Origin of the sequence: Streptomyces sp. NPDC020192 (genome assembly GCF_044388685.1) — a bacterium.
Classification (GTDB): domain Bacteria; phylum Actinomycetota; class Actinomycetes; order Streptomycetales; family Streptomycetaceae; genus Streptomyces.
This window is the reverse complement of the sequence record NZ_JBIRXG010000040.1, coordinates 24002-48532: the sequence shown is the minus strand read 5'-3', so window position 1 is coordinate 48532 and position 24531 is coordinate 24002. Positions and strand designations below refer to the sequence as shown.

General features: G+C 71.1%; 15 protein-coding genes and 3 pseudogenes. 9 read left to right on the top strand and 9 right to left on the bottom strand.

Annotated features, from left to right (window positions below; genetic code table 11):
* Nucleotides 1-612: 612 nt before the first annotated feature.
* The 5 genes and pseudogenes from ACH47Z_RS41635 to ACH47Z_RS41615 all read left to right on the top strand — a co-directional run bounded on the left by ACH47Z_RS41635 (nt 613) and on the right by ACH47Z_RS41615 (nt 3984).
* Complete coding sequence (locus ACH47Z_RS41635) at nt 613-1698, top strand: alpha/beta hydrolase (protein WP_399084029.1); 1086 nt, start codon at nt 613-615, stop codon at nt 1696-1698.
* A 240-nt stretch (nt 1699-1938) separates the two neighbouring features.
* Nucleotides 1939-2757, top strand: coding sequence for a hypothetical protein (locus tag ACH47Z_RS41630; RefSeq protein WP_399084026.1), 819 nt, complete (start codon nt 1939-1941; stop codon nt 2755-2757).
* Nucleotides 2658-2906: pseudogene (locus ACH47Z_RS41625) on the top strand (FAD-dependent monooxygenase); the annotation flags it as partial. The gene ACH47Z_RS41630 and the pseudogene ACH47Z_RS41625, both read left to right, overlap by 100 nt.
* Before the next feature lie 14 nt (nt 2907-2920).
* Nucleotides 2921-3367, top strand: a complete 447-nt coding sequence (locus tag ACH47Z_RS41620) for an FAD-dependent monooxygenase (RefSeq protein ID WP_399084023.1) — start codon at nt 2921-2923, stop codon at nt 3365-3367.
* Nucleotides 3334-3984 carry an FAD-dependent monooxygenase gene (locus ACH47Z_RS41615; RefSeq protein ID WP_399084020.1) on the top strand — a complete coding sequence of 217 codons (651 nt, stop codon included), beginning with the start codon at nt 3334-3336 and terminating at the stop codon, nt 3982-3984. The genes ACH47Z_RS41620 and ACH47Z_RS41615 overlap by 34 nt, the downstream gene beginning before the upstream one ends.
* Here ACH47Z_RS41615 and ACH47Z_RS41610 read toward each other — a convergent pair.
* Together ACH47Z_RS41610 and ACH47Z_RS41605 are read right to left on the bottom strand one after the other, a co-directional pair.
* Nucleotides 3891-4951 (bottom strand): annotated as a pseudogene (locus ACH47Z_RS41610) (IS701 family transposase); the annotation flags it as partial. The gene ACH47Z_RS41615 and the pseudogene ACH47Z_RS41610 sit on opposite strands and share 94 nt — an antisense overlap.
* 414 nt (nt 4952-5365) lie before the next feature.
* Entirely contained in the window at nt 5366-7348 is a 1983-nt protein-coding gene (locus tag ACH47Z_RS41605) for a TIM-barrel domain-containing protein (protein WP_399084017.1), read from the bottom strand.
* A 285-nt stretch (nt 7349-7633) separates the two neighbouring features.
* On the opposite strand from ACH47Z_RS41605, the gene ACH47Z_RS41600 reads away from it, so the two are divergent.
* Nucleotides 7634-7870 (top strand): hypothetical protein, encoded by a 237-nt coding sequence (locus ACH47Z_RS41600; protein ID WP_399084014.1) that lies wholly within the window; start codon nt 7634-7636, stop codon nt 7868-7870.
* Nucleotides 7871-8406: 536 nt separating this feature from the next.
* Here ACH47Z_RS41600 and yicI read toward each other — a convergent pair.
* The 7 genes and pseudogenes from yicI to ACH47Z_RS41565 form a co-directional block, all read right to left on the bottom strand.
* Nucleotides 8407-10689, bottom strand: coding sequence for an alpha-xylosidase (gene yicI, locus ACH47Z_RS41595; protein WP_399084011.1), 2283 nt, complete (start codon nt 10687-10689; stop codon nt 8407-8409).
* On the bottom strand, nt 10686-12086 hold the full coding sequence (locus ACH47Z_RS41590; RefSeq protein ID WP_399084008.1) for a GH1 family beta-glucosidase: 1401 nt from the start codon (nt 12084-12086) through the stop codon (nt 10686-10688). Before ACH47Z_RS41590 ends, yicI begins: the two co-directional genes overlap by 4 nt.
* Nucleotides 12087-12127: 41 nt before the next feature.
* Nucleotides 12128-13111 carry an acetylxylan esterase gene (locus ACH47Z_RS41585; RefSeq protein WP_399084040.1) on the bottom strand — a complete coding sequence of 328 codons (984 nt, stop codon included), beginning with the start codon at nt 13109-13111 and terminating at the stop codon, nt 12128-12130.
* A gap of 271 nt (nt 13112-13382) precedes the next feature.
* A pseudogene (locus ACH47Z_RS41580) lies at nt 13383-13924 on the bottom strand (phytanoyl-CoA dioxygenase); the annotation flags it as partial.
* 93 nt (nt 13925-14017) lie between these two features.
* Nucleotides 14018-14971 (bottom strand): carbohydrate ABC transporter permease, encoded by a 954-nt coding sequence (locus tag ACH47Z_RS41575; RefSeq protein ID WP_399084005.1) that lies wholly within the window; start codon nt 14969-14971, stop codon nt 14018-14020.
* A complete protein-coding gene (locus tag ACH47Z_RS41570) occupies nt 14968-16014 on the bottom strand; it encodes an ABC transporter permease (RefSeq protein WP_399084002.1) in 1047 nt (348 codons plus the stop codon). Before ACH47Z_RS41570 ends, ACH47Z_RS41575 begins: the two co-directional genes overlap by 4 nt.
* Before the next feature lie 53 nt (nt 16015-16067).
* Complete coding sequence (locus ACH47Z_RS41565; RefSeq protein ID WP_399083999.1) at nt 16068-17750, bottom strand: Tat pathway signal sequence domain protein; 1683 nt, start codon at nt 17748-17750, stop codon at nt 16068-16070.
* Nucleotides 17751-18143: 393 nt separating this feature from the next.
* Here ACH47Z_RS41565 and ACH47Z_RS41560 point away from each other — a divergent pair, with 393 nt between their 5' ends.
* The 3 genes from ACH47Z_RS41560 (at nt 18144) to ACH47Z_RS41550 (ending at nt 24404) form a co-directional block, all read left to right on the top strand.
* The gene (locus ACH47Z_RS41560) at nt 18144-20987 is read left to right on the top strand and encodes a glycoside hydrolase family 3 C-terminal domain-containing protein (RefSeq protein ID WP_399083996.1); all 2844 of its coding nucleotides are present in this window, start codon (nt 18144-18146) and stop codon (nt 20985-20987) included.
* A gap of 92 nt (nt 20988-21079) precedes the next feature.
* Nucleotides 21080-22594: a glycoside hydrolase family 43 protein gene (locus ACH47Z_RS41555; protein WP_399083993.1), complete on the top strand. Its 1515-nt coding sequence runs from the start codon at nt 21080-21082 to the stop codon at nt 22592-22594.
* A 55-nt stretch (nt 22595-22649) separates the two neighbouring features.
* Nucleotides 22650-24404, top strand: coding sequence for a cellulase family glycosylhydrolase (locus ACH47Z_RS41550; RefSeq protein ID WP_399083990.1), 1755 nt, complete (start codon nt 22650-22652; stop codon nt 24402-24404).
* The last annotated feature ends 127 nt before the right edge of the window (nt 24405-24531 follow it).

Below are 24531 nucleotides of genomic sequence, written 5' to 3'. Positions count from 1 at the left end.
GCCACGGCTTCAGCACCGCCGATATCGCGGCCTCCAGACCGCACTTGCGGACCGTCCCGACCAGCAGCACCGACCCGGCCTGCAAGACCACCCCACGGCCGCCGCCCTCGACACGGACACGCGGATACAACCCGCTACGCTACTTCACTGGAGAGTGCTTCTTTCCTCGCAACTGACAGGATCCTCGACAAGTCCCATCGTTGCAGGTCAACAGCACTCTCCGCTTGCCGCCCGGGCCCGGAGGCGTGATGGATCCGCCGAAACTCAGAACCGGGGAAGGCCCCGCTCCGCGAGTTCCGCCCCGATGCCGTACCGCTGCCTGACCGCCGCGCAGCGGCGCGACGCGCACCGGCTGGGCTGACCGACGCCCCGCTACGACCGCGGGCCCACGCCGCCACCCCCGCCAGGGTGCCGCACACCCGGCCCAACAGGGCCCGCACGCACAGGAACTGACCGCGAGGTACGTTGTCCGCACCCGCCCGTCCGGCGCCGTGCCCGGCTCGGCGACCCCGAGCCGGGCACGGCCCGCGGGAGGCCGCCACCCCGCGGCCGGTACCCCGCAGGACGGCACGCCAGAGAGCTGATGCTTCACCACCTTCCGGAGTGACCCCCATGCCATCCCCCGACGTGACCCCCCGCCCCCTGCCGCCGCGTGCCCGTGTCCAGCGGCAGGTGATGCGTACCGTGTTCCGGCTGCCCACCGCGCTCAAGCGGCGTCTCGCGGGCGCCCCCATCAGCATCGACGGGCAGACCCTCGCCCTCGACGCCCAACTCATGGCCGTGCTCGGCCGGCGCACCGGCACCCGCATGGTCGTCGACGCGTCCCCCGCGGCCTCCCGCAAGGCCATGGAGGACGGTGCGCCCCTGCTGCGCGGTGCCCCCATCCCCTCGGTGCGCAGCCGCGACATCACCATCCCCACGGGGGAACAGCCCCTGCGCGCCCGGCTCTACCAGCCCGGCGGGCGTTCGGGCCCCGGGCCACTGCTGGTCTGGTTCCACGGCGGCGGGTGGGTCATCGGCAGCATCGACTCCTACGACGCGGTGCTGCGCTTCCTCGCCCACCACTCCGGCACCGCGATCCTGTCCGTCGACTACCGCCTGGCCCCCGAACACCCGCATCCGGCCGCCTGGCACGACGCCCTGGCCGCCTTCGCCTGGGCCCGGGAACACGCCGGGGAGCTGGATGCCGACCCGTCCCGTATCGCCGTCGGCGGCGACAGCGCCGGCGCCCACCTCTCGGCCGTGCTGTGCCAGACGCTCGCCGAACGGGGCGGCCCCGGCCCCGTCCACCAGGTCCTGTTCTATCCCGCGGCCGACTTGACCACCCGGCACCCCTCGCGGTCCCTGTTCGCCGAGGGTTTCGTGCTGACGGACGCGGAGATCGAGTGGTTCAAGGAGCAGTACGCGCCCGGCGCCGACCACTCCGATCCGGCTCTCTCCCCGCTGCTCGCCGAGGTCCACCCCGACACGGCGCCCGCCACCGTCACCACCGCCGGCTTCGACCCGCTGCGCGACGAGGGGGAGGCCTTCGCCGGCCATCTCAAGGCGGCCAGAGTCCCCGTGACGCTGCACCGCGAGGCGGACCTCGTCCACGGCTACCTCAACTTCTACGCCCTGAGCCGCCGTTTCGACACCGCCGCCAAGGCGGCCGCGGCCAGGATCCGCGAGGCGCTGCACCCGGCCCTCGAACGTTCCTGACCGCGCGGGCCGGGTGGGCCGCCACCGGGTCACCACCCTGTTCGCGCAGCCGAGCTTCCTGGCGCGGCTGCTGCTGGAGCCCGGCCGCGCCGAGGTGCTCGGCCGACTGCGGCAGGTGACGAGCGCAGGGGAGGTACTCCCGCCACCCGCGGCGTCGCCCGGAGCAGCCCCGGCCCCGATCAGCTCACCGACACCTGGTGGCCGACCGGGGACCTGGCGTCGCTCGACGAGGACGGGGTCGTGCGCGTCCACGGGCGGCTCGACGACGTCGAGGTGATCGGCGGGCGGAACGTGGTGCCGGGCGAGGTCGAGCGGCTCCTGGAGACCCACCCGCGCGTGTTCGAGGCGGCGGTCAGCGCCGTGCGGCGACCGGCCGGGGACACGAGCCTGCGCGCTTATGTGGTGCCCGTCCCCTCGACCGCGTCGGACGCGGGCACGGACGGCGACACCCTGGCCGCCGAGCCGACCGCCCCCTCGCCCGTGCCCACCTGTCCTGGTACAAGGTCCCGGACGACGGCGCGAGGGCGGCAGTGGCCGTCGCTCTCCAGGGCGAGCAGCACGGTGCGGAGGTCGTCGTTGAGCGGCGCCGGCGCTCCGCGGACAGCGGTGGCACCAGCCGCAGTTCGGTCTGCGTCTTACAGCGGGGGCATGAGGGCTGCTCGGGAGAACATCGGCGCCTTGGTCACCGCCGAGGGCATCGCGGCCGCCCTGCCCTCGCTCTGGCAGACCGTCACCCACATCACGGACGACACCTACCGCGTCCCGGAGGTGCGCCACGGCAAGGGCCATGTGCAGTACCACATGGCGCGGGAGACCCTGATCACCGCCGGGGCGCTGGGCACCGTCGCGATCGGCGTCCTGCGGGGCCGCGGCGCGGGCGCGCGATGTGGCGGGGGATGGCCGCCGCGGCGGCCGGGTTTCACGGCGGCCATGTGGTCCGGCGGGCCGACCACCGGCGTGTGGGCGCCCAACCGCACGGCGCTCGCCCTTCACGCCGCGTCCACCACCGGCCTGACCGCCGGGATCCTGCTGCTGTGCCCGCGGGAAGCCGGCCGGTGAACACCGATGTCGCCGTGGCGGGGGCCGGTCCGGTCGGGCTGCCGACCGCGGCACTGCTGGACGCCGCCGGAGTGGCCGTCCAGGTCTTCGAGCGCGACGAGGGGCCCAGCGTGCACTCGAAGGCCACCACGGTGCACCCCCGCACGCTGGAGGTGCTCGCCACATGCTGGGGGCCGACGGCAGGCGCATGTCCGACATCCTGCTCGACCAGGGGCGGCCGACGCCGCACGCGCACTTCGCGGCACTGCCGTCGATGCTGGACTACTCGGCGCTGGACACACCCTTCCCGTTCGCCTTGCCGATCCCGCAGGCGCGCACCGAGCGGGCGCTCGCCGACCACCTGCGGGACCGCGGCGTCCCCGTGCACTACGGGCGGCCCGTCACCGGGCTCGAACAGGACGCGGACACGGTGCGGGTGCACACCCCGAAGGGGGTGTGCGAGGCCCGTTACGTGGTCGGCGCGGACGGCGCCCACAGCCTGGTCCGCAGGCTGGCGGGCATCGGCTTCCCCGGCACCCCGCCCACCCTCGTCGCCTTCGCCGCCGACGTGGAGCGGCCGATCCGCCCGTCGGGCCGGTGCACCGCTGGTACCGCGAGACCGGCAACGTGAGCGTCCTGCCGCTGACCGACGGCCTGTACCGCGTCTTCGGCACGGAGGCGGCCGACACCGGCCTCACCGCCGAGCAGGTGCGGGAGCGGCGCGCGCGGCCGCTGCCACTGGCGGAGCTGCGCGCCACGCTGCGGCGGATCACCGGCACCGACTGCGGCGTACGCGCCGCCGCGTGGATCTCGCAGGCGACGGACAGCACCCGGCACGCCGACCGGTACCGGTCCGGGCGGGTGCTGCTCGCCGGTGACGCCGCGCACATCCATCTGCCCGCGGGCGGCCAGGGCCTCAACGCCGGGCTCCAGGACGCCACCAACCTGGCCTGGAAGCTCGCCGCCGAGCACCACGGCTGGGCCCCGGACGCGCTGGTCGACGGGGTGTCCGACTACGACCGCGAGCGCCGGCCGGTCTCGGCGCTGCTGGCCGCCAACGCCCTCGCCCAGGGCCCTTTGATGAACACCTTCACCCCCGCGGGCGAGGCGCTGAGAGCCCTTTTCAGCGACCTCATCGCCCGGGGCGGCGCAGTTCAGCAGGTCCTGGAGGGCGTCGAGGATCTGGTAGAGGGTGAGTCCGTTGTGTCGGCTTTTGGGGCCAGCCGCTGCTCGGTGAGGAACGCGTGAGCGGCGGTGACCAGGGTGGCGTGGTGGTGCCCGCCCGGCCAGGAGCGGCCTTCGAAGTGGTCCAGTCCCAGGCCGTGCTTGAGTTCGCGGTAGTCGTGCTCGATGCGCCAGCGGATCTTCGCCAGGCGGACCAGTTCCGGGATCGGGGTGGTGGCGGGCAGGTCGGACAGCCAGAACCGGGTCGGTTCGTCCTCGCCGTCGGGCCACTCGGCCAGCAGCCGCACCTGGGGCAGGACACCGTCCCAGCGCCGTGGCCGGCCACCGCGGCCGCCCGGGCCAGCCGACGCGGGCGCACCCCGGCCGGCCGGACCCGCACCGCGAGGAAGCGGAAGGCCATCGGGCCGCGCGAGCCTTCCCGCCAGGTCACCTCCTCGAAGGCTTCCCGTCCGGCGGCCGCTGCCAGTTCCGCCACCGTCATTGCCGGCTGCCGGTAGCGGGGAACCGGCCGCCGGCCGTTGCCGGACCAAGCCGGGGTATCAGGGACTGCGTCATGCGGCTGGACGGTCAGATCACCACGGATGCCGACCACGTACGCGTGTCCCCGCCCGGCCAGGGCGGCACGGAAGTCCGCGTTCTGGCCGTAGCCCGCATCGGCCACCACGACCGGCGGCACCAGTCCCCATCCGGCCAGTTCGTCCAGGGCGTCCAGCGCCAGGCGCCACTTCTCCCGATGCCCGACGTCTTCCGGCATGCCGGTCCGCCGGCGCCGGACGGCGTCATCCGCCCATTCCTGGGGCAGGAACAGCCGCCAGTTCAGCGGGCACGAGGCCGCATCGGAGACCGCGTGCACGCTGACCGCAACCTGGCAGTTGGCCTGCTTGCCCAGCGCACCGCAGTACTGAGGAGCCACCCCCACCGACATCCTGCCGTCCTTGGGGAACGACACGTCGTCGACCGCCCAGGCGTCCGGGCTGATCTGAGGAACCAGCCGCTCGGCGATCCGCCGGCGCACCGGAACCGGATCCCAGCGCCAACGTCGCCCGGACACGGTTCACTTCATGTGCGTCCACATGCTCACGGTGCCCCTGAAGAAGGTCAACACACAGACCTAACGGAGTCCTACCAGTACTCCAGTTGCAGTTCGCTATTCCTGCTGGTCAGGAGCGCTTTCGTGAGTGTCCTTGGCTGACGCTCCGTCAGATGGCGGGAGTTCGTGACTTCGGGTGCGGCGGGTACCGCGCAGGGTCTTGCCGTCCACGGCGAGGGAGGGCAGGGGCCGGTCACGGTCGTTCTCCTCCCTGGCCGGCGGCGCGTTCGCGCCTGGCGAGCCAACTTCCGACGGCCGTATCCCAGCGCGTCGCCGTCGATGCGCTGGAGGATACGACGCACGGTGGCCTCGGCCGGGGCGATGGGGCAGCGGTCCGGCTACCGGCATGGGAGGTCAGCCGAGCCGGGCTGCGACGTCGGCCCCTTGCCGTACGAAGACGGGGATGCGTTCCAGTGGGGCCTGCGCGTCGAGCGTCGTTCCGCCCTCCACGACGTCTCCGGTGACCGGGTCGAGCCAGCGGGTGCCGGACGGCAGATACACCCGGCGGGCCCGGGCGCCCGCCTCGTACACGGGTGCCACCAACACGTCGGGGCCGAGCAGGAACTGGTCGTCCACCTCCCAGGCGCGCTCGTCCTCGGGGAAGTCGAAGAACAGGGGGCGCATCGGCGGGGCGCCGGTGCGGTGGGCGTCCTCGGACAGCCGCCGCAGGTATGGGCGCAGGCGCTCGCGCAGCAACAGGTGGTCGCGGAGGATGCCGTACGCCTCCTCCCCGTACGACCAGACCTCGTTCGGCCCGCCGGTCATGTCCGTGGAGAAGGTGGGGTGGTTGGGCTTCCTGTCCCCGTGCAGCCGCATGACGGGGCTGAAGGTGCCGTACTGGAACCACCGGATCAGCAGTTCGCGGTACGCGGGGTCGTCCGGGTTGCCGCCGAAGAAGCCGCCGATGTCGGTGTTCCACCAGGGGATGCCGCTCATCGCGACGTTCAGCCCGGCCCTGATCTGGCGCGCGAAGGAGTCGAAGGTGGTGGGGATGTCGCCGGACCACAGCAGGGCCCCGTACCGCTGGCTGCCCGCCCACGCGGAGCGGATCAGCGACAGCGGCCGGTCCTCGCCCGCCGCGCGCAGGCCGTCGGCGACCGCGCGAGCGTGCAGCAGGGGGTAGAGGTTCGCGGCCGCGGCGGCCGGCCCGGCGGCGTAGACGGCGCGGTCGGAGTGATCGCGCGGCAGGTCGGGCTCGCAAGCGTCCAGCCAGAAGCACGCCACACCCAGCGAACGGTAGTTGTCGTTCAGCCGCTGCCACAGTGCGGCGCGTGCTCCGGGGTGGGTGGCGTCGTAGTACGCCATCGGGCGTATCAGCGCATCTCCGCCGTACCGGGACGGCCACGGGAAGGTGAGCAGGCCGCCGTCGGTGTCCCGTACGAGGTGTCCGGCCGAGCGCAGTTCGTCGTACGTGTCACTGCCGGGCTCGACGGTGGGCCACACCGAGACGGCGAGTTTCACCCCGAGGTCCGTCAGCTCGTCGACCATGGCGGCCGGGTCGGGCCACTCGCTCTCCTCGAATCGCCAGTCGCCCATCCTGGACCAGTGGAAGAAGTCGCAGACGATGACGGACAGCGGCAGTCCCCGCTGCTTGTACTCCCGTACCACCGCCAGGAGTTCGTCCTGGGTGCGGTAGCGCAGCTTCGACTGCCAGAATCCGGACGCCCACTCGGGCAGGAGCGGCGGGCGTCCGGTGGCCCGGGTGTAGGAGTCCAGGATCCGGGCCGGGGTGTCGCCGGCGGTGATCCAGTAGTCGACGCGCCCGCCGGCGTCGGCGGTCCACCGGGTGGTGTCGGCACCCAGTTCGACACGGCCCGTGGCGGGGTTGTTCCACAGCAGTCCGTAGCCGCGCGAGGAGTGCAGAAAGGGGATGGCCGCCACGGTGTTGGCCTGGACGAGGTCGATCACACAGCCCTTCTGGTCCAGGCGCCCGTGCAGATGCTGCCCCAGGCCGTGCAGCCGTTCACCGTCGTAGGCCTCGAAGGACTGTTCTGTCCGGCCGCCCGCCGCGTGGACGCGAGAGCCTGTGTGATGCGCGTACGGGCTCCTCTCGGCGAGGAGTTCGCGGCCCGAGACGGCGTGGCAGAACCTCAGCCCGCCGTCCGCCGAGGCCTCGACAGCGACGAGGCCGTTGACCAGGCGGGCACAGCCGTCGTCCGATACGGACAGTTCGGCGTGCGGGCAGGGCGCGGGGTTCTCCAGCGCACCGGGGGCGGCGGGGTCGATGGTCCCGGACGAGGCCCGCACCCGGACGGCGTCCGGTCCCCAGGGCTCGATGCGGAGGATCTCTGCGGCGGTGTGCCGCTCCAGACCGCCCGCGACAATGCTGTAGGACAAGGCGTTTCCTCTGTTCTTCTCAAGTGGCGGGTGAGTACGGCCGGTCGCCGATCACCGACGCCGTCTGCGCTTTCCACAGCAGGAGCAACGACCCGGATCCAAGGCTGTCCATCCCAGCGCCCGGAGCCGGGCGACGGAGTCGGCGAGCATTCGGCGGCAGCATGCGAGGTGGTCCTCCCCGTAGCCGCGCGGGGCGCGCTCCACGACCGGCAGAAGGGCCAGGTAGAGCTGGTAGAGCGCCACTCGGTGCCGGAGGGCGGGGCTGAAGTCCAGGCTGCCGCCTGCTTGGGTGTAACCGGTGGCGAGGTCGCTGTCCGGGCCGCTGCCGCCGCCGAAGGCCAGGGAGACCAGCTCGGCGGCCGGGTCGCCCCAGAAGGCCTGCTCGTGGTCGAGCGGATGTCCGATGACGACACGGCCAACGGCGAGCGCCAGCGGTCGGCGTCGTCGAGCAGGGCCTCGACCATGGCGCTGAAGGCCGTGCGCCAGGCTGCGGCGGACAGACCGGACTCAGCGGCCGGGTAGCCGAAGAGGCCGTCAGCCGGGGCCAGGGTGTGCAGTCGGGCGGTGATCGCGCCCAGTTCCCGGCGGAGCAGGGCCCCCGCGTCGGCGGAGAGCTGCTCGCCCGCCTTGTCCCACGGAGTTCCCTCCAGGAGCGACAGGACGATGAACTCCTCGTCCGCGTGGAGCAGTTCGGGCACCGGAACTGTGCCTTCCGGCAGGGCTGCGAGCCGCCGGCGGACCATCGTCTCCGTCCCGAGGATGCCCCGCTCGTGCCGCAGTACCGGTGCGTCGGCCGGTGGCGCAAGCTTGACGACGGCGGGCCGGCCATCATCCAGCAGCACGCGGTAGGCGCTGTTGAACCAGCCGTCGGTCAGCTCGTGCTCCAGACGGCACCCCAGGCCGATGGAGCCGCGCAGTAGGGCGTCGAGCGCGGCGGGCGTGAGATGACGTTTGGTGCGGCTCTGCACGGACACCTCCGGGTGCCGGGTTTGGAGGGGGCAGGGCCTTCGCACGCCCTTGCGGGGGCGCGCGGGGCCTCGCGCTTCCTTGGGCCGGCCTCAGCCCGGGTAGGGCAGCTCGGCCTCCGCGGTGCCGGGCGGGCTGACGTGCAGGACGCCGTCCGGGCCGCCGATGCGCAGCTGCCAGGGGTGCGGGCTGTCGGTGGTCACCCGCAGCAGGCCACCCTCGCGGCGCAGGTGGAAGACGGCGGTCCGGCCGGGGCCGTCGGTGTTCGGGATCACCACGGTGCGCTCGGCGCCGTCGGTGAAGGCGTGCACCCGCAGTTCCACGCCCTCGGCCCAGGCGGAGACCGGGTGCTGGTCGTCGGCGGCGAGGGGGACGACGGAGTCGGGGCGGGCGAGCAGCGGCAGGGTGTGGAAGCCGTGCTGTTCGCGTACCCAGCGCGGGCCGGTGACCTGGTCGCCGGTCAGGAAGTTCGTCCAGGTGCCCTCGGGGACGTAGTACTCGACCGTGCCGTCGTCGGTGAAGACCGGTGCGACGAGCAGGTCGTCGCCGAGCAGGTACTGCCGGTCGAGCGCGGCGGCGGCGGGGTCGTCGGGGAACTCCAGCACCATGGCGCGCATCACCGGCACGCCGGTGGCGTGCGCCTGCTGGGCGGCGTACTGGAGGTAGGGCGCGAGGCGGTGCTTGAGGAGGGTGAACTCGCGGGTGACCTCGACGGCCTCCTCACCGTAGTCCCACGGCACGCGGTAGGACTTGCTGCCGTGCAGGCGGCTGTGCGAGGAGAGCAGGCCGAACTGCACCCAGCGCTTGAAAACGGTGGGGGTAGGGGTGCCCTCGAAGCCGCCGATGTCGTGGCTCCAGAAGCCGAAGCCGGACAGGCCCAGGGACAGGCCCCCGCGCAGCGACTCCGCCATGGCGTTGAAGTGCGATTCGCAGTCCCCGCCCCAGTGCACCGGGTACTGCTGGTCGCCCGCGGTGGCGGACCGAGCGAAGAGCAGAGCCTCGCCCTCACCGCGCTCCTCGCGCAGCAGCTCGAAGACGGCCTGGTTGTAGAGGTGGGTGTAGTAGTTGTGCATCAGCTCCGGGTCGGAGCGGTCGTGCCAGACGACGTCTGTGGGGATGCGCTCGCCGAAGTCGGTCTTGAAGCAGTCCACACCGAGGTCCAGCAGAGTGCGCAGCTTGCCGGTGTACCAGTCGCGGGCGGCGGGGTTGGTGAAGTCCACCAGGGCCATTCCGGGCTGCCACAGGTCCCACTGCCAGACGCTGCCGTCCGGGCGGCGCACCAGGTGGCCCTCGCGCATGCCCTCGGCGAACAGCGCGGACTTCTGGGCGATGTAGGGGTTGATCCAGGCGGAGATGCGCAGGCCCTGCTGCTTGAGCCGGGCCAGCATCCCGGCCGGGTCGGGGAAGGTGTCGGAGTCCCAGTCGAAGTCGCACCACTGGTACTCGCGCATCCAGAAGCAGTCGAGGTGGAACACGCTCAGCGGGATACCGCGTTCGGCCATGCCGCCGACGAAGCGGTTGACCGTGGCCTCGTCGTAGTCGGTGGTGAACGAGGTGGTCAGCCACAGGCCCAGGGCCCAGGCCGGGGGCAGTGCGGGGCGGCCGGTGAGCGCGGTGTAGCGCTCCAGGATCTGCTTCGGGGTCGGGCCGTGGACGATGAAGTACTCCAGCGACTGGTCCTCGACGCTGAACTGCACCTGCCCGACCGACTCCGATCCGACCTCGTAGCTGACCTTGCCGGGGTGGTTGACGAAGACGCCGTACCCGCGGTTGGTCAGGTGGAACGGGACGTTCTTGTAGGCCTGTTCGCTGCTGGTGCCACCGTCGGCCTGCCAGATGTCCACCACCTGCCCGTTGCGGACGAACGGCGTGAACCGCTCCCCGAGCCCGTACACCAACTCGCCGACACCCAGCGAGAGCTGGCCGAACATGTGGTGGCGGCCTTCGGCGTCGGTGACGAACCCCGTGCCGCGCTCGCCCACCGTGGTCAGTACCCGGCCGCCGGCGGTGAACTCCAGCCGCCACGGCTGGGAGGTGTCCACCCGCAGCGTGAGGTCACCGGAGCTGAGCTGCACCGCCTCGCCCTCGCGGTGCACCTTGCCGACCCCCTGCTCCGCACCCGGGAGGTCGAACTGCGGTCCTCGGCGTACCGAGCCGGCGTGGTGCGTGGTGCGCACCCCGATCACGCCCTCGGCCGGCGACCAGCACTCGACGGTCAGCAGCGGGCTGTTGAGCGTGCCACCGCGGCCGCGCACGTGCTTGACGGGCGCGTAGAGGGTCATCCGGTCCTCGCCGGTGCGGACATCGGCGACCTCAGTGGAGTAGCGCGCGGTGACGCCCGGGCGCATCAGCCAGTAGCCGTCGGTGAACTTCATCGGGCAGGTTCCTCCGTCCGCGCACGGTGCGCGGTGATCAGGCCCCGGTACCAGTGGTAACTGTCCTTGGGGATTCGGGTCAGGGTGTCGTAGTCGACGCGGACCAGGCCGAAGCGCTGCTCGTAGCCGCGGGCCCACTCGAAGTTGTCCAGCAGGGACCAGACGTAGTAGCCGCGCACGTCGACGCCGGCTGCGATGGCGTCGGCGACGGCGGTGAGGTGGCCGGCGAGGTAGTCGATCCGTTCCGCGTCGTGGACGAGGCCGTCGGGGGCGACGGTGTCGTCCTCGGCGGAGCCGTTCTCGGTGATCCAGACCGGCGGGAGCTGCGGGTAGCGGGCGTGGAGTCCGCAGAGCAGTTCGGTGAGCGCGGACGGGACGACGGGCCAGCCCATGGTGGTGAGCCGGGTGCCGTACGGGTTCGGCTCGGCGACGCCGATGTCCATGGCGGTGCGCAGTTCGGGGTCGTCCTCGCGGTGCGGGGCGGCCTCGACGGTGATCGGCCGGTAGAAGTTGATGCCGACGAAGTCCATTGGTGCGCCGATCAGTTGCAGGTCCCCCGGCCGGCGCCAGGGGCCGTCGGCCAGGCCCTCCCAGGTCTCGGCCTCGTGCTCGGGGTAGCGCCCGGCGAACAGCGGCTCCGTCCAGAACTCGTTGTGCAGCACCTCGGCCCGGCGCAGGGCTGCGAGGTCCTCGCACCGGCCGGAGGCGGCATGCAGGCAGTCGAGGTTGAGCGTGATGCCGACCTCACGGGCGCCGGCGGCACGCAGCTCCCGCACGGCCAGGCCGTGGGCGACCAGCAGGTGGTGCGCGGCCGCCAGGGCCCCACCGCCCTCCCGCGCGCCGGGCGCGTGCCGGCCCTCGGCATAGCCGACGAAGGCGGAGCAGAACGGCTCGTTGAGAGTGATCCAACGCTCCACCCGGTCCCCGTAGCGCTCGGCGGCAAGGGCCGCATAGTCCGCGAACGCCTCGGCGGTCTCCCGGACGCGCCAGCCACCGCGCTCTTCCAGGGCCTGGGGCAGGTCCCAGTGGTAGAGGGTGGCGGCGGGCGCGATCCCGGCGGCGAGCAGTTCGTCGATCAGCCGGTCGTAGAAGTCCAGGCCCTTCGGGTTGACCGCTCCGGTACCGTCGGGCAGCAGGCGCGGCCAGGAGATCGAGAAGCGATAGCCGTCGACGCCGAGTTCGCGGAGCAGGGCGACGTCCTCGGGGTAGCGGTGGTAGTGGTCGCAGGCGGTGTCGCCGGTGGCGCCGCCGAGGGTACGGCCCGGGGTGTGGCTGTAGGTGTCCCAGATGGACAGGCCGCGGCCGTCCTCGTCGTGAGCGCCCTCGATCTGGTACGCGGCGGTGGCGGCGCCGAACCGGAAGCCGGGCGGCAGTTCCGGGAAGGCCAACCTACTCATGCGGCGCACCTCACTGTTCTCTCGGTGATCGGGCAGGGCGGTCACAGCTCCGGCGCCAGCCCGCGGTCGTGCAGCCAGGACAGCTGGACGGGCGGGTTGGAGCCGCAGCCGCCGGCGTGGTCGGCGAAGGGCCAGACGGTCATGGTGCGGTCCTCGCCCGCGTAGTGGTTGAACGCGGCGTAGACCGTCCGGGGCGGGCAGACCGGGTCCATCAGACCGACGCTGAACAGCGCCGGCGCGGTGGCCCGCTGGGCGAAGTGGACGCCGTCGAAGTAGTCGAGGGTGGCGAAGGTCGGCTGCACGCGGTGCCGGCTGTGCCAGCGCAGGTACTTGACGAGCTCCTGGTACGGGCCGTCCAGGGATGTCTGCGCGCCCTGGCGGTAGTGGCACAGGAACGGGACGTCCGGCATCACCGCAGCCACGCGGTCCCCGGTGAGCCCGGCGACGGCGAGGGCCAGTCCGCCGCCCTGGCTGCCGCCGGCCACCACGATCCGGTTGGGGTCGAGGCCGGGCAGCTCTGCGACGGCGTCCACGGCGCGCACGCAGTCGGTGATCAGGCGCCGGTAGTAGTAGTTCTCGGGCGAGTCGATGCCGCGGGTCATGAATCCCTCGACCCACTGCGTGCCGTCGCCCAGGGTTCGGTCCGGGGTGTCGTGGCCCTGGCCGCGGCTGTCGACGACGAGCTGGGCGAAGCCCGCCGCGGACCAGAACAGGTGCTCGGTGGGCAGGCCCCTGCCGCCGGTGTATCCGACGTAGGTGACGACGACCGGCAACGGGCCTTCGGCGCCACGCGGGCGCAGCAGCCACGCGGCCACCGGTTCGCCGTTCCAGCCGGGGAAGCGCACGTCGTCCACCTCGATGGTGCGCAGCCGGTGCCGGTCGGTGACCGGTTCCGTCTTGATGGCCCCGGCCCGTGCCCGGGCGTCGTCGAGGGTGTGCTGCCAGAACGCGTCGAAGTCGAGCGGGGCGGCTGACTCAGGGCGGTAGCGGACGAGTTCGTCAAGTCCGAAGTCGGTGAACGGCATGGGGTGTTCCTCCGGGTGGAGCGAGTTGGAGGTGACGGACGAGAGGATGACGTGCGACACAGGGGAGCTCCTGGGTGTGGCGGGGCGGCACGGCTGGGCGGGTGGTGCCTACGCCCCGGTCTCCGGGACCTCGTGGAGCCTCTCGAAGAAGAACTCGCACTTGAGGAAGGAGACGTCGTACTCGTGTCCCGGGTAGGGCGGCAACAACTGGGCAGCCTGGAACAGCCGCCGACCGTCGCGGAGAGCGGCGGTGGTCTCGTGCTGCCTCCTGGGGGCGGTTGGCGACCCTGGTCGCCCAGTGGTCGAGGTCGAAGCTGTCGTCCCCGGTGAGCGCCCGCCACAGCAGGACCCGGTGTACGGCTCGAGGCGGCCGGTCGCCTGCTCGTACCAGGGGAACCACGCCCTCAGTTCGACGGTGACCCGGGGGTCGTCCAGGTCGGACGTGTCCCACAGCAGGCGTTGGCGGACGGTCGGATTGAAGCGGATCTTGAACATGTAACGGGTCACGTCGCTGTCGTTGCGCCGCCCGCCACGCCAGAGGCCGTGGTGCACAAACACCCCCGTGCGCGCCGGGCAGACCAGCCGGTCCTGCCCCAGCAGGTTCCGGTAGCGGCCGGTGTCGGTCTCGTTGATCCGCCGCAGACGGCTGCCGGGCACGCTGAGCGTGCCTCCCATCTCCAGGGTGACGTGCTGCGGGCAGTACATCAGCTGCACGTCGAAGGCATCCGGGCGGACGTCGATGATCGCGTCGGCGTGCAGCGACTGCGCCTCCCCGCCGTGCGGCTCCCGGACGTGCACGGCGTGGTGGTCGATCGCGCCGGCGCGCGGGCACCACGCGGCCTTGGCCACCTCGGCCAGTGTCACCATGCCGGTGGTTCCCTCTCTCGTTCTGTCGCTGACGTGCCGTCAGCCCTTGATGGCGCCGGTGAGCACACCGGTCTTGAAGTGCTTCTGCATGAACGGGTAGACGAGCAGGATGGGGACCAGCGTCAGCACCACCACCGCCATCTGCAGGGACAGCGGTGCGCTCTGCTGATGCAGCGACCCGAACCCGGAGTTGGTGGTGCCGGGGATGGACTGGCCGTAGCTGACGTACTGGAGCAGCACGTACTGCAGCGGCCACTTGGCGCTCTCGGTCGGCATGTAGAGCATGACGTTGAAGAAGGAGTTCCAGTAGCCGACCGCGTAGAACAGGGCGATCACCGCGGTGACCGCGCGCGAGGTGGGCAGTACCACCGACCACAGGATGCGCCACTGGCTGCACCCGTCCATGCGGGCCGCGTCGATGAGGTCGGCCGCCGTGCCGGAGTAGAAGGCGCGCAGCACCAGGATGTTGAAGACGGAGACCGCGCCGGGCAGGATCAGCGCCCAGTACTGGCCGTAGCCGCCGAGGCCGGTGACGACCAAGTAGGTGGGGATCAGTCCGCCGCTGACGAACATGGTGACGATCAGCACCATGAGGATGGTGCGGTGTCCGAACGAGCGCGAGCGGGAGAGGCCGTAGGCGCAGAGCACCGAGACGACCATCGACAGGAGGGTGCCGACCGCGGTGATCACCAGGCTCACCAGCACGGCCCTGGTGACCGGGCCGTCCCCGAGCACCGCACGGTAGGCGTCCAGGGTGAGGCCGTCGGGGACCAGCACCAGGCCACCCGCGCGGTTGATCGCCCCGCTGGTGGAGAAGCTGGTCAGCACCACGATCCAGAGCGGCACCAGTACGACGGCGAGGACCAGGAGCAGCACGCCGCCCTTGAGGGTCTGTCCGGCGGCGCCGGGCTTCTCGTCCCACGCAGGGCGGCCCTTGTTGCGGTCGGGCCGAAGCGCGGGCCGGTTCTGAGTGTGCGTCAGCGTCTGACTCATTTCCGGTACAACCCGTCCTCACCGAAGGCGTGCGCGATCCTGTTGGCGCCCCAGATCAGCAGCAGCGAGATCACACTCTTGAACAGCCCGGCGGCGGCGCCGTAGCTGTAGTTGTTGGTGGTGATGCCGTAGTAGAAGGAGAACGTGTCCAGCACGTCCGCCGTGTCGTGGCCGACGGCGTCGCGCTGGATCAGGAACTGCTCGAAGCCGACGGTGAGCGCGTTGCCCAGCCGCAGCACCAGCATCAGCACGATGACGCCGCGCATGCCGGGCAGGGTGATGTGCCACATCCGGCGCCACCGGCCCGCGCCGTCGACCGCGGCGGCCTCGTAGAGGTTCTGGTCGATCGCGGCCAGCGCCGCGAGGAACACGATGATGCCCCAGCCGGCCTCCTTCCACACCGCCTGCGAGGTGACCAGCAGCGCGAAGGTGTGCGGGTTGGTCATCACGTCCCAGGTGACCAGGTTGTGCTGGGCGAGGAAGTGGTTGAGCACCCCAGCGCCCCCGAGCATCTGCTGGAAGATGGTGATGGCCAGCACCCAGGAGAAGAAGTGCGGCAGGTAGACGACCGACTGGATGAAGTTCCGCAGCCGCTCGCTCGTCACCGAGTTGAGCACCAGGGCCAGCGCGATCGGGATCGGGAAGAACAGCACCAGTTGCACGAAGCTCAGCCAGAGGGTGTTGCGCAGCGCACCCCAGAACAGCGGGTCGTTGAACAGCATCCGGAACTGGTCGAGCCCGGCCCAGTCGCTGTGGAGCACGCCGACCAGCGGGTCGTAGTACTCGAACGCGGTGATCAGGCCGAACAGCGGCGCGTAGTTGAAGACCAGCAGCAGCGCGACGGCCGGCAGGGTCATCAGGATCAACGACCTGTCCCGGCGCAGGCGCAGCCGCCAGGTCAGTCCGCCCTCCTGGGCCCGCCCGGGCCGCGTCCTCGGCCGGGCGCGGCCGTCGGCGTCCGGCTCCGCGCCGGCCGCCGGTTCGGTGCCGCCGGAGCTGCCTCCGCTGACCTTCTTCGTCTTGGTGGTGAACGTGCCGGCCACCGTTCCTCCTCGCTCCGCGGCGAGCCGAGCGGCCCGCCGCCTGACGTCGTCTGCTACTGGCCGGTGCCGTACTTGTCCAGGACTTCGGTCTGATACCAGTTCTTCAACTGGTCGCCGCCGCTGGACTTCCAGGAGGACACGGCGGCCTGGAAGTCGGAGACCTTCTTCAGGCCGTGGGAGACCTCGACGATGGTGTCCACGACCGACTGCGCGGCGGCCGCGGTGGCGTACCGCTGCGGCACGGTGATGTTCATGCCGTAGAACACCGGCTTGTAGACGTGCGGGGCGGTGCGGGCGAACCAGGACGTGTAGTCCTTGGTCACCTGGTCGGCACCGGGGTTGCTGATCACCTGCGGGGGCGCGGCGAGGAAGTCGTAGGTGGTGGGCTGGGCGTACTTCTTGCCCTCGTCCGTGTAGCTGGGCATCCCGTTCACCATCGTGTGGTGGACGCCCTCGGCGCCGTACGTGATCATCGTGTACTCGGTCGAACCGTAGGGCGCCGCAAGATAGTTGGCGACAGCCAGCAGTTCCTCGATCTGGTCCGGGGAGAGCTTGGCGTTGAGGTAGCTGATGACGCCGGTGGCGGCGCCGAGGAAGATCTGCGGGTTGGACTTCCCGTCGGCGGCGATGACGTTGAACGCCCCGCGCCGGTAGTTCTTGTTCGCGGCGGTGCCGGACTGGTGGTCCGACAGGTTCCAGGCGCCGGTGCCGCCGCCCTGGATCAGTTCCTTGCCCGCGTAGAAGCGGGTGGCACTGGCGTTGACGTTGCCGGCCAGGGCGTCGGGGTGCACATAGCCGGACTTGGCGAGCTTGTAGTGCCAGTCGAGTGCCTCCAGGAACTCGGGCAACTCGTAGCCGTGGACCAGCTTCCCGCCCTTGACCGTCCACCCGGGCGGGAGCCCCCAGGAGAGGGACAGGTAGGTCCACACGTCGCCGAACGCCCACACGCCGGCCTTGGCGCTGGTCAGTTCCTTGCCCAGGCTCATGTAGTCGTCGGCGGACCTGACCTGGTCGGCGGTGATGCCCTTCGACTCCAGGATGTCGGCCCGGTAGAAGACATGGCCGGCCAGCGACATGCCGCTGGCGTTGCACGGGATGCCGTAGAGCTTGTCCTCCCAGGCTCCGACCTGCCAGGCGAAGGTGGGTATGGCGGCCAGGTTCGGATACTTCTTGATCTTGTCCCCCGCCAGGTACGGCGTAAGGTCCGCCAGCTGGGTACCGGCCAGCTCCCCCATGTTGAACGCCGCGTTCCACCAGGTGGGCAGCTGGATCCAGTCCGGCAGCTTCTTCGACGCGGTCATCGTCGGGACGATGGTGTTGTAGTTGACGCCGTTGGCCGGCTTGATGGTGAGGTTCACGCCCAGCGCCTTGTTGACGGCCTGGTAGAACGAGTTGTTGGCCGGCGGGATGGTCCCCCAGAGGGGGGTGACCGCGGTGTAGCTGCCGCCCTTGCCCGGGGTGCCGGACACCGTCGAGATCTGCTTGGCCGGGTAGGTGAGGAAGCCCGGGTCGGTGAACGCGCCTGCCGCTCCCCGCACCGAGGGGATGTCGGGCTTGACGGCCTGTCCCGGCACGTAGTCCGGCAGGGCGGCGCTCAAACCGCTCTTCGAGTTGGTCCCGCCCTTGCTGCGGGAGGAGCCGCCGCCGCAGGCGGACAGCAGGGGTGACAGGGCAGCAGCCCCGGCGACGGCGACTGCGCCGTTCACGAAGGCTCTGCGGTTCATTGCGATGCTCATGGTGGGCGGCCCTTCGCCGGTGACGATCCGTATCGAGCGACGTGCGGGTGTGCGACGGTGCGGCGGAGACGGCGCGAACGGAACCGTCGACATGCAGGCAACCGGCAGGTTGTCGTCGCGTCCCTGCGGAGCGTCGAAGCGCTTCAATGTTGCCGCGAGGTTAAGGGTGGCTTCACGCACGATGCAAGAGGCGCGGCAGAAAATCCTCCCACCACTATGAACAGGACTTTCTTGGAAACTTTCTCTTGACAGCCCTTTGGGTGCATGCCAGCGTCGAAGCGCTTCAACACGCCATCCTCACCACCGCCCTCGGACCACCGGAGCCGGCCATCTGGCCCTGCCGTCCGGGGCGTACCACCCTGCCTCACACACACCTGCAAGGGACTTCCACCTGTGAGCACTGCTGCCGTCACGCTGCCCTTCCGCGATCCAGGGCTCCCGCTCGCCGAGCGCGTCGAGGACCTGCTCTCCCGGCTGACCCTCGAGGAGCGGATCGCGATGCTGCACCAGTACTCGCCCGCGATCCCGCGTCTCGGGGTCGCCGAGTTCCGCACCGGCACCGAGACCCTGCACGGCGTGTCGTGGCTGGGCGAGGCCACCACCTTCCCGCAGGCCGTGGGCCTGGGCGCGACCTGGGACGATGACCTGGTCCGTGAGGTGGCGGCGGCGATCTCCGTCGAGCAGCGGGCGTTCCACCACCACCGGCCGCCCGTCATCGGCACCGGCCGCAACAGCCTGCAGGGGTGGGCGCCGGTGGTGAACCTGCTGCGGGATCCGCGCTGGGGCCGCAACGAGGAGGGCTACTCCGAGGACCCGCTGCTGTCCGCCCGGCTGGGGACGGCGTTCTGCCGGGGCATGACCGGCGACCACCCGACGTACCTGCGCACGGCCCCGGTGCTCAAGCACTTCCTCGCCTACAACAACGAGGACGACCGCTGCACCACCTCCTCGGCGATTCGGCCCCGGGTACTGCACGAGTACGACCTGGCCGCCTTCCGCCCGGCCATCGCCACCGGCGCGGCGACCGGCGTCATGGCCGCCTACAACCTCGTCAACGGCCGCCCCTGCCACGTCAGCCCCCTGCTCGAGCAGGAGCTGCGCCGCTGGGCCGAGCCCACCGGCCACGAGCTGTTCGTCGTCAGCGACGCCGAAGCCCCCTCCAACCTGGTCGACCCGGAGCACTACTTCGACGACCACGCCGCCTCCCACGCCGCCGCGCTCAAGGCCGGCATCGACTCCTTCACCGACCACGGCGAGGACAGCGCCGTCACCATCGGCCGGATCACCGCCGCCCTCGAGCGCGGCCTGCTGACCCAGGACGACATCGACCGGGCGGTGCGCCGCCAGCTGTCGATCCGCTTCCGCCTCGGCGAGTTCGACCCCGACCTCGACCCCTACGCCGGGATCGGCTGGGACGTCGTCAACTCCCCCGCACACCAGGCCCTGACGCTGCGCGCCGCCACCGAACAGGTGGTGCTGCTCAAGAACACCGGGCTACTGCCGCTGGCTCCGGAGCGGCGGATCGCGGTGGTCGGGCCGCTGGCCTGCACCCTGTTCGAGGACTGGTACAGCGGCACCCACCCCTACCGCGTCACCGTTTCCGACGGCCTCGGCGTCGAAGGGGTCGAGGGCGTGGACCGGATCGTGCTGCGCACCACCGACGGACAAGCGGTCACCGCCGTGGGCGAGGACGGCCTGCTGGTGCTCGGCCAGGCCCAGGACACGGACGCCGCCGCCCAGTTCGACCTGTTCGACTGGGACCTGGGCGTGCTTACCCTCCGCTCCGCCGCCACCGGCCGGTACGCCTCCCTGCGCGACGCCGACCAGCGCGTCACCGCCAACCGCGACCAGCCCGGCGACTGGTTCGTCCACGAGACCTTCCACCTCGAACCCGCCACCGACGGCACCGAGGTGCTGCGCAACCAGTTCACCGGCCGCTACGCCCAGGCCGACCCCGCCACCGGCGAGCTGACCATGACCGCCGACACCCCCGAGCAGGCCCTGCGGTTCACTCGCACCACCGTCCGCGACGGCATCATCTCAGCCGTCGCCGCCGCCCAAGCCGCGGACGTGACCATCGTCGTGCTCGGCAACGACCCTCACATCAACGGCCGCGAGACCCAGGACCGCGCCGGGCTGCGGCTTCCCCCGCAGCAGGACCGGCTGCTGCGCGAAGTCGCCGCCGTCCAACCCGACACCGTTCTCGTCGTCATGTCCAGCTACCCCTACGCGGTGAACTGGGCCGACCAGCACCTGCCCGCCGTCGTCTGGACCTCCCACGCCGGCCAGGAGACCGGCCGCGCCCTCGCCGCCGTCCTGCGCGGCGACACCGACGCCACCGGCCGCCTCCCCCAGACCTGGTACCGCAGCGACGACGAACTCCCCGCACCCCTCGACTACGACATCATCAAGGCCGGCTGGACCTACCAGTACCACCAGACCGCGCCCCTCTACCCCTTCGGCCACGGCCTGTCCTACACCACCTTCGACTACGGCGAACTCAAGCTCCGCCACATCGAGTTGGACGCAAACGGGGAGATCACCGCCACCCTCACCGTGACCAACACCGGCACCCGCCCCGGCACCGAAACCGTCCAGCTCTACACCCGCCACCTCGACGCCCGCTACCACGCGCCCCAGCTCCGCCTCGCCGCCTACCGCAAAGTCCGCCTCGCGGCAGGCGAGGCCACCGAGCTCGAGTTCACCCTCCCCGCCACCGACGCCCTCGCCCACTGGGACGTGGCCACCAGCGCCTTGACCGTCCACCCAGGCCGCTACGAACTGATCACCGCCCGCTCGGCAAGCCGGCCGGTCCGCAGCGCCACCCTCACCGTCACCGGCCCCGCACCGGAGCCTCGCCGCGTCCTCGAAGTCCCGCTGCACGCCACCGACTTCGACGACTACGAGAACATCACCCTCGTCGACGCCACCCCCACCCACGGCGACGCCGTCACCCCCACCGCCGACCACGGCGAACTCCTCTTCCGCGACGTCGACCTCACCGGCGCCGGCTCCGTCGCCCTCCAGGTCTCCCGCACCGCCCCCGGCACCGCCCAGCTCCAACTCTGGACCAGCGACCGCCTGCTGACCGCCGTCACGGTCCCCTCCACCGGCGACCGCCGCACCTGGACCACCGTCCTCGCCGACCTCACCGATCACCAGCCCACCGGTGTCCACGACCTCCGCGTCATCCTCACCGGCGAACAACACCTCACCACCCTCACCTTCACCCCCTGAAAGCCAACGGCGGCCGTACCTCTGTGAGGGGAGGCACGGCCGTCGTCCCCAACGCTCTCCTTCCGTTTCCCTGCCGAGGACCTGACTGCCCTATGCCGACGCCCCAGCCGTCCACCGTCGCGACGAACCCGGTGATCCCGGGCTTCCATCCGGACCCGAGCATCTGCCGGGTCGGCGAGGACTACTACCTCGCCTGCTCCAGCTTCGAGTACTTCCCCGGCGTGCCGATCTTCCACAGCCGCGACCTGGTGAACTGGACGCAGATCGGTAACGTCCTCGACCGGCCGAGCCAGCTGCGGCTGCCCGTGGAGACGTCCTCGTCCGGAGGCATCTACGCGCCGACCCTACGCCATCACGACGGGCGCTTCTGGCTCATGGTCACCAACGTCTCCGGCGGCGGGAACCTGGTGGTCACCGCGACCGATCCGGCCGGCCCCTGGTCCGAGCCCGTTCACGCGCCCGGCGTGCCCGGCATCGACCCGGACCTGGCCTGGGACGAGAAGGGCAACTGCTGGTGCACCTTCGCAGGCGTCGGGCAGGTGCGGTTCAACCCGTACACCGGCGAGACCCTGGGCGAGCCGTACCGCGTGTGGTCCGGCACGCCCGGAGCCGCCGCTCCCGAGGCGCCGCACCTGTACCGGATCGGCGAGTACTGGTACCTGATGATCGCCGAGGGCGGCACCGAGCGCGGCCACGCCGTCTCCATCGCCCGTGGCCCCTCTCCCAGCGGGCCCTTCGAGCCATGCCCCGCGAATCCGATCCTGACCCACCGCAGCACGACCAAGCCCGTGCAGAACACCGGGCACGCCGACCTGGTCCAGGCGCCGGACGGGAGTTGGTGGATGGTGCTGCTGGGCGTCAGGCCTCAGGGCGGCACCCCGGGCTGGCACGTGCTGGGACGTGAGACCTTCCTGGCGCCGGTCACCTGGGAGGACGGCTGGCCCGTGGTCGGCGAGGTCGGCCTCGAACTCGCGGAACTTCCCTGGCAGGTGTCGCCGCCTCAGCCGCTTGCCGAGCGGGACGACTTCGACTCCGCCGAGCTCCGGCCCTGCTGGATCTCGCTGCGGGACCGCCCGGCGGAACTGGTCGGCACCAAGGAGCGCGACGGCTGGCTGACCCTGCGCGCCCGCGGCAGCTCCCTCGACGAGCCGGACGTCGTCTTCGTCGGCCGCCGCCAGCAGCACCTCGCCTTCGAGGCGCGCACGCTGATCGACCCCGGTACGGGCACCGGCGGCCTGGCCGTGCGACTGGACGAGCGCCACCACTACGCGATCGAGGCCGACGCCGACGGGCGGGTCCGGGTGACCGCCCGGATCGGCACGGTCCGGTCTGTCGTCGCCGAACGCGCGCTCCCCGCAGGCCCGTTGGTCCTGTCCGTGCGCACCGGCCCGGCCCCCGAGCCGCACGACGCGCGCAGGGGCCCGGATTCACTGGTCTTCGCGGCTGGAACGGCGGACGGCACCACGAGCGACCTGGCGTCGGTGGACGGCCGCTACCTGTCCACCGAGGTCGCCGGCGGCTTCACCGGCCGCGTGATCGGCCTGTACGCCACCGCGGGCACGGTCTGCTTCGACTGGTTCGACTACGAGCCTCTCCCGCGTCCCTGAGCACGCATCAGAGGCCTCCTCGCCCCACCACCCATGTCATCCGAAGGGACGAACCGTGAACGACGCACAGCAGAAGGGCACACCACGCGCCGCCCGCCTACCCAACCGCCGCCTGCACCGGACGGCCGGGCTCCTCGCGGCCGTGGTCACCGCCGGCAGCCTCACCTGCGGCACCGCCGTCGCCTCACCGGCCGGCCAGACGCCGGAAGCAGCGGACCACACCCCCCGTAGCGCGATGGCCGCCGTGGCCCGGATGCAGCCCAGCTGGAACCTCGGCAACACCTTCGACGCGATCCCCGACGAGACCTCGTGGGGCAACCCGCTCACCACCAAGGCCACGTTCGACGGTCTCCGCGCCCAGGGCTTCCGCAGCGTCCGGATTCCCGTCACCTGGTACCCCCACCAGTCCGACACGGCCCCGTACACCATCGACCCCGTGTGGATGAAGCGGGTCAAGCAGGTGGTCGACTGGGCGTTGGAGGACGGCCTCTACGTCGAGATCAACGTCCACCACGACTCGTGGAAGTGGATCGAGAACATGTCCACCGACCACGACAACGTGATGGCGCGGTTCAAGGCGACCTGGCAGCAGATCGCCACCGCCTTCAAGGACGAGCCGCGCAAGCTGCTCATGGAGAGCATCAACGAGCCGCAGTTCTCCAACGCGACCGACGCCCAGAAGACCCAGTACCTGCGGGAACTCAACACCTCGTTCTACGACGTCGTGCGCAACTCCGGTGGCGGGAACAAGGACCGCCTGCTCGTCCTGCCCTCGGAGGAGACCAACTCCGCCCAGCACTGGCTCGACGACCTGTCCACGACGATGAGCTCGCTGCACGACCCCAACCTGGTCGCCACCGTGCACTACTACAGCTGGTACCCGTTCAGCGTGAACATCGCCAACGGGACCACCTACGACGCAACGGCCCAGAAGGACCTGACCGACGGCTTCGCCCGCGTGCACGACACCTTCGTGGCCAAGGGCATCCCCGTCTACCTCGGCGAGTACGGCCTGCTCACCTCGCCGTACTCCGGCGTGGTCGAACGCGGCGAGATGCTGAAGTACTTCGAGCACGTCAACTACGAGGCGCGGATCAACGGCATGACCTCCGCCGTCTGGGACGCCGCCAACGACTTCCTGAACCGCTCCACCATGCAGTGGCAGGTCCCCGAGATGAAGGCCCTGATCCAGAGCTCCTGGCGGACCCGCTCGGGCACCGCCTCCACCGACAACATCTTCCTGCCGAAGTCCGGTCCCATCGCGGCGCAGACCATCACGCTCAACCGCAACGGCCTCTCGTTCACCGGCGTCTGGCAGGGCGACCGCCCGCTGATCCCGTCCGTCGACTACACCCTCAAAGGCGACCGGCTGACCCTGACCGCCGACGCCCTCACCCGGCTCGCCGGCGACCGTGCTGCCGGCGTCAACGCCACCCTCGAGGTCCGGTACTCCGACGGCGTCCCGTGGAAACTCTTCGTGCGCTCGTACGACAAGCCGGTGATGACCGACGCCACCGGAACCGACGACGGACTCACCATCCCCACCCGGTTCAACGGTGACCTGATGGCCAACGTCGAGTCCACCTACGCCGACGGCACCGCCGCCGGCCCGGCTTCCTGGACCACCTTCCAGTCGTTCGACAACTACCGCCCCGACTACGGCAACAACAACACCACCGTCAAGGCCGACTTCCTCAAGACGCTCAAGGACGACGCCCCGGTGACGCTCACCTTCCACTTCTGGAGCGGCGCCACCGTCACCTACCACCTGACCAAGTCCGGCACCACCGTCACCGGCACCGCCTCCTGAGCCAGGACGCGCCGGCACCGCGAACCGCTCCGGTGCGGAGCCTCCCCGGCTCCGCACCGGAGCACTCATGTCAACCTCCCGACAGCCGACGAGAGTGGCCGCCGGGACGATCCGGCCGGAGACCGCA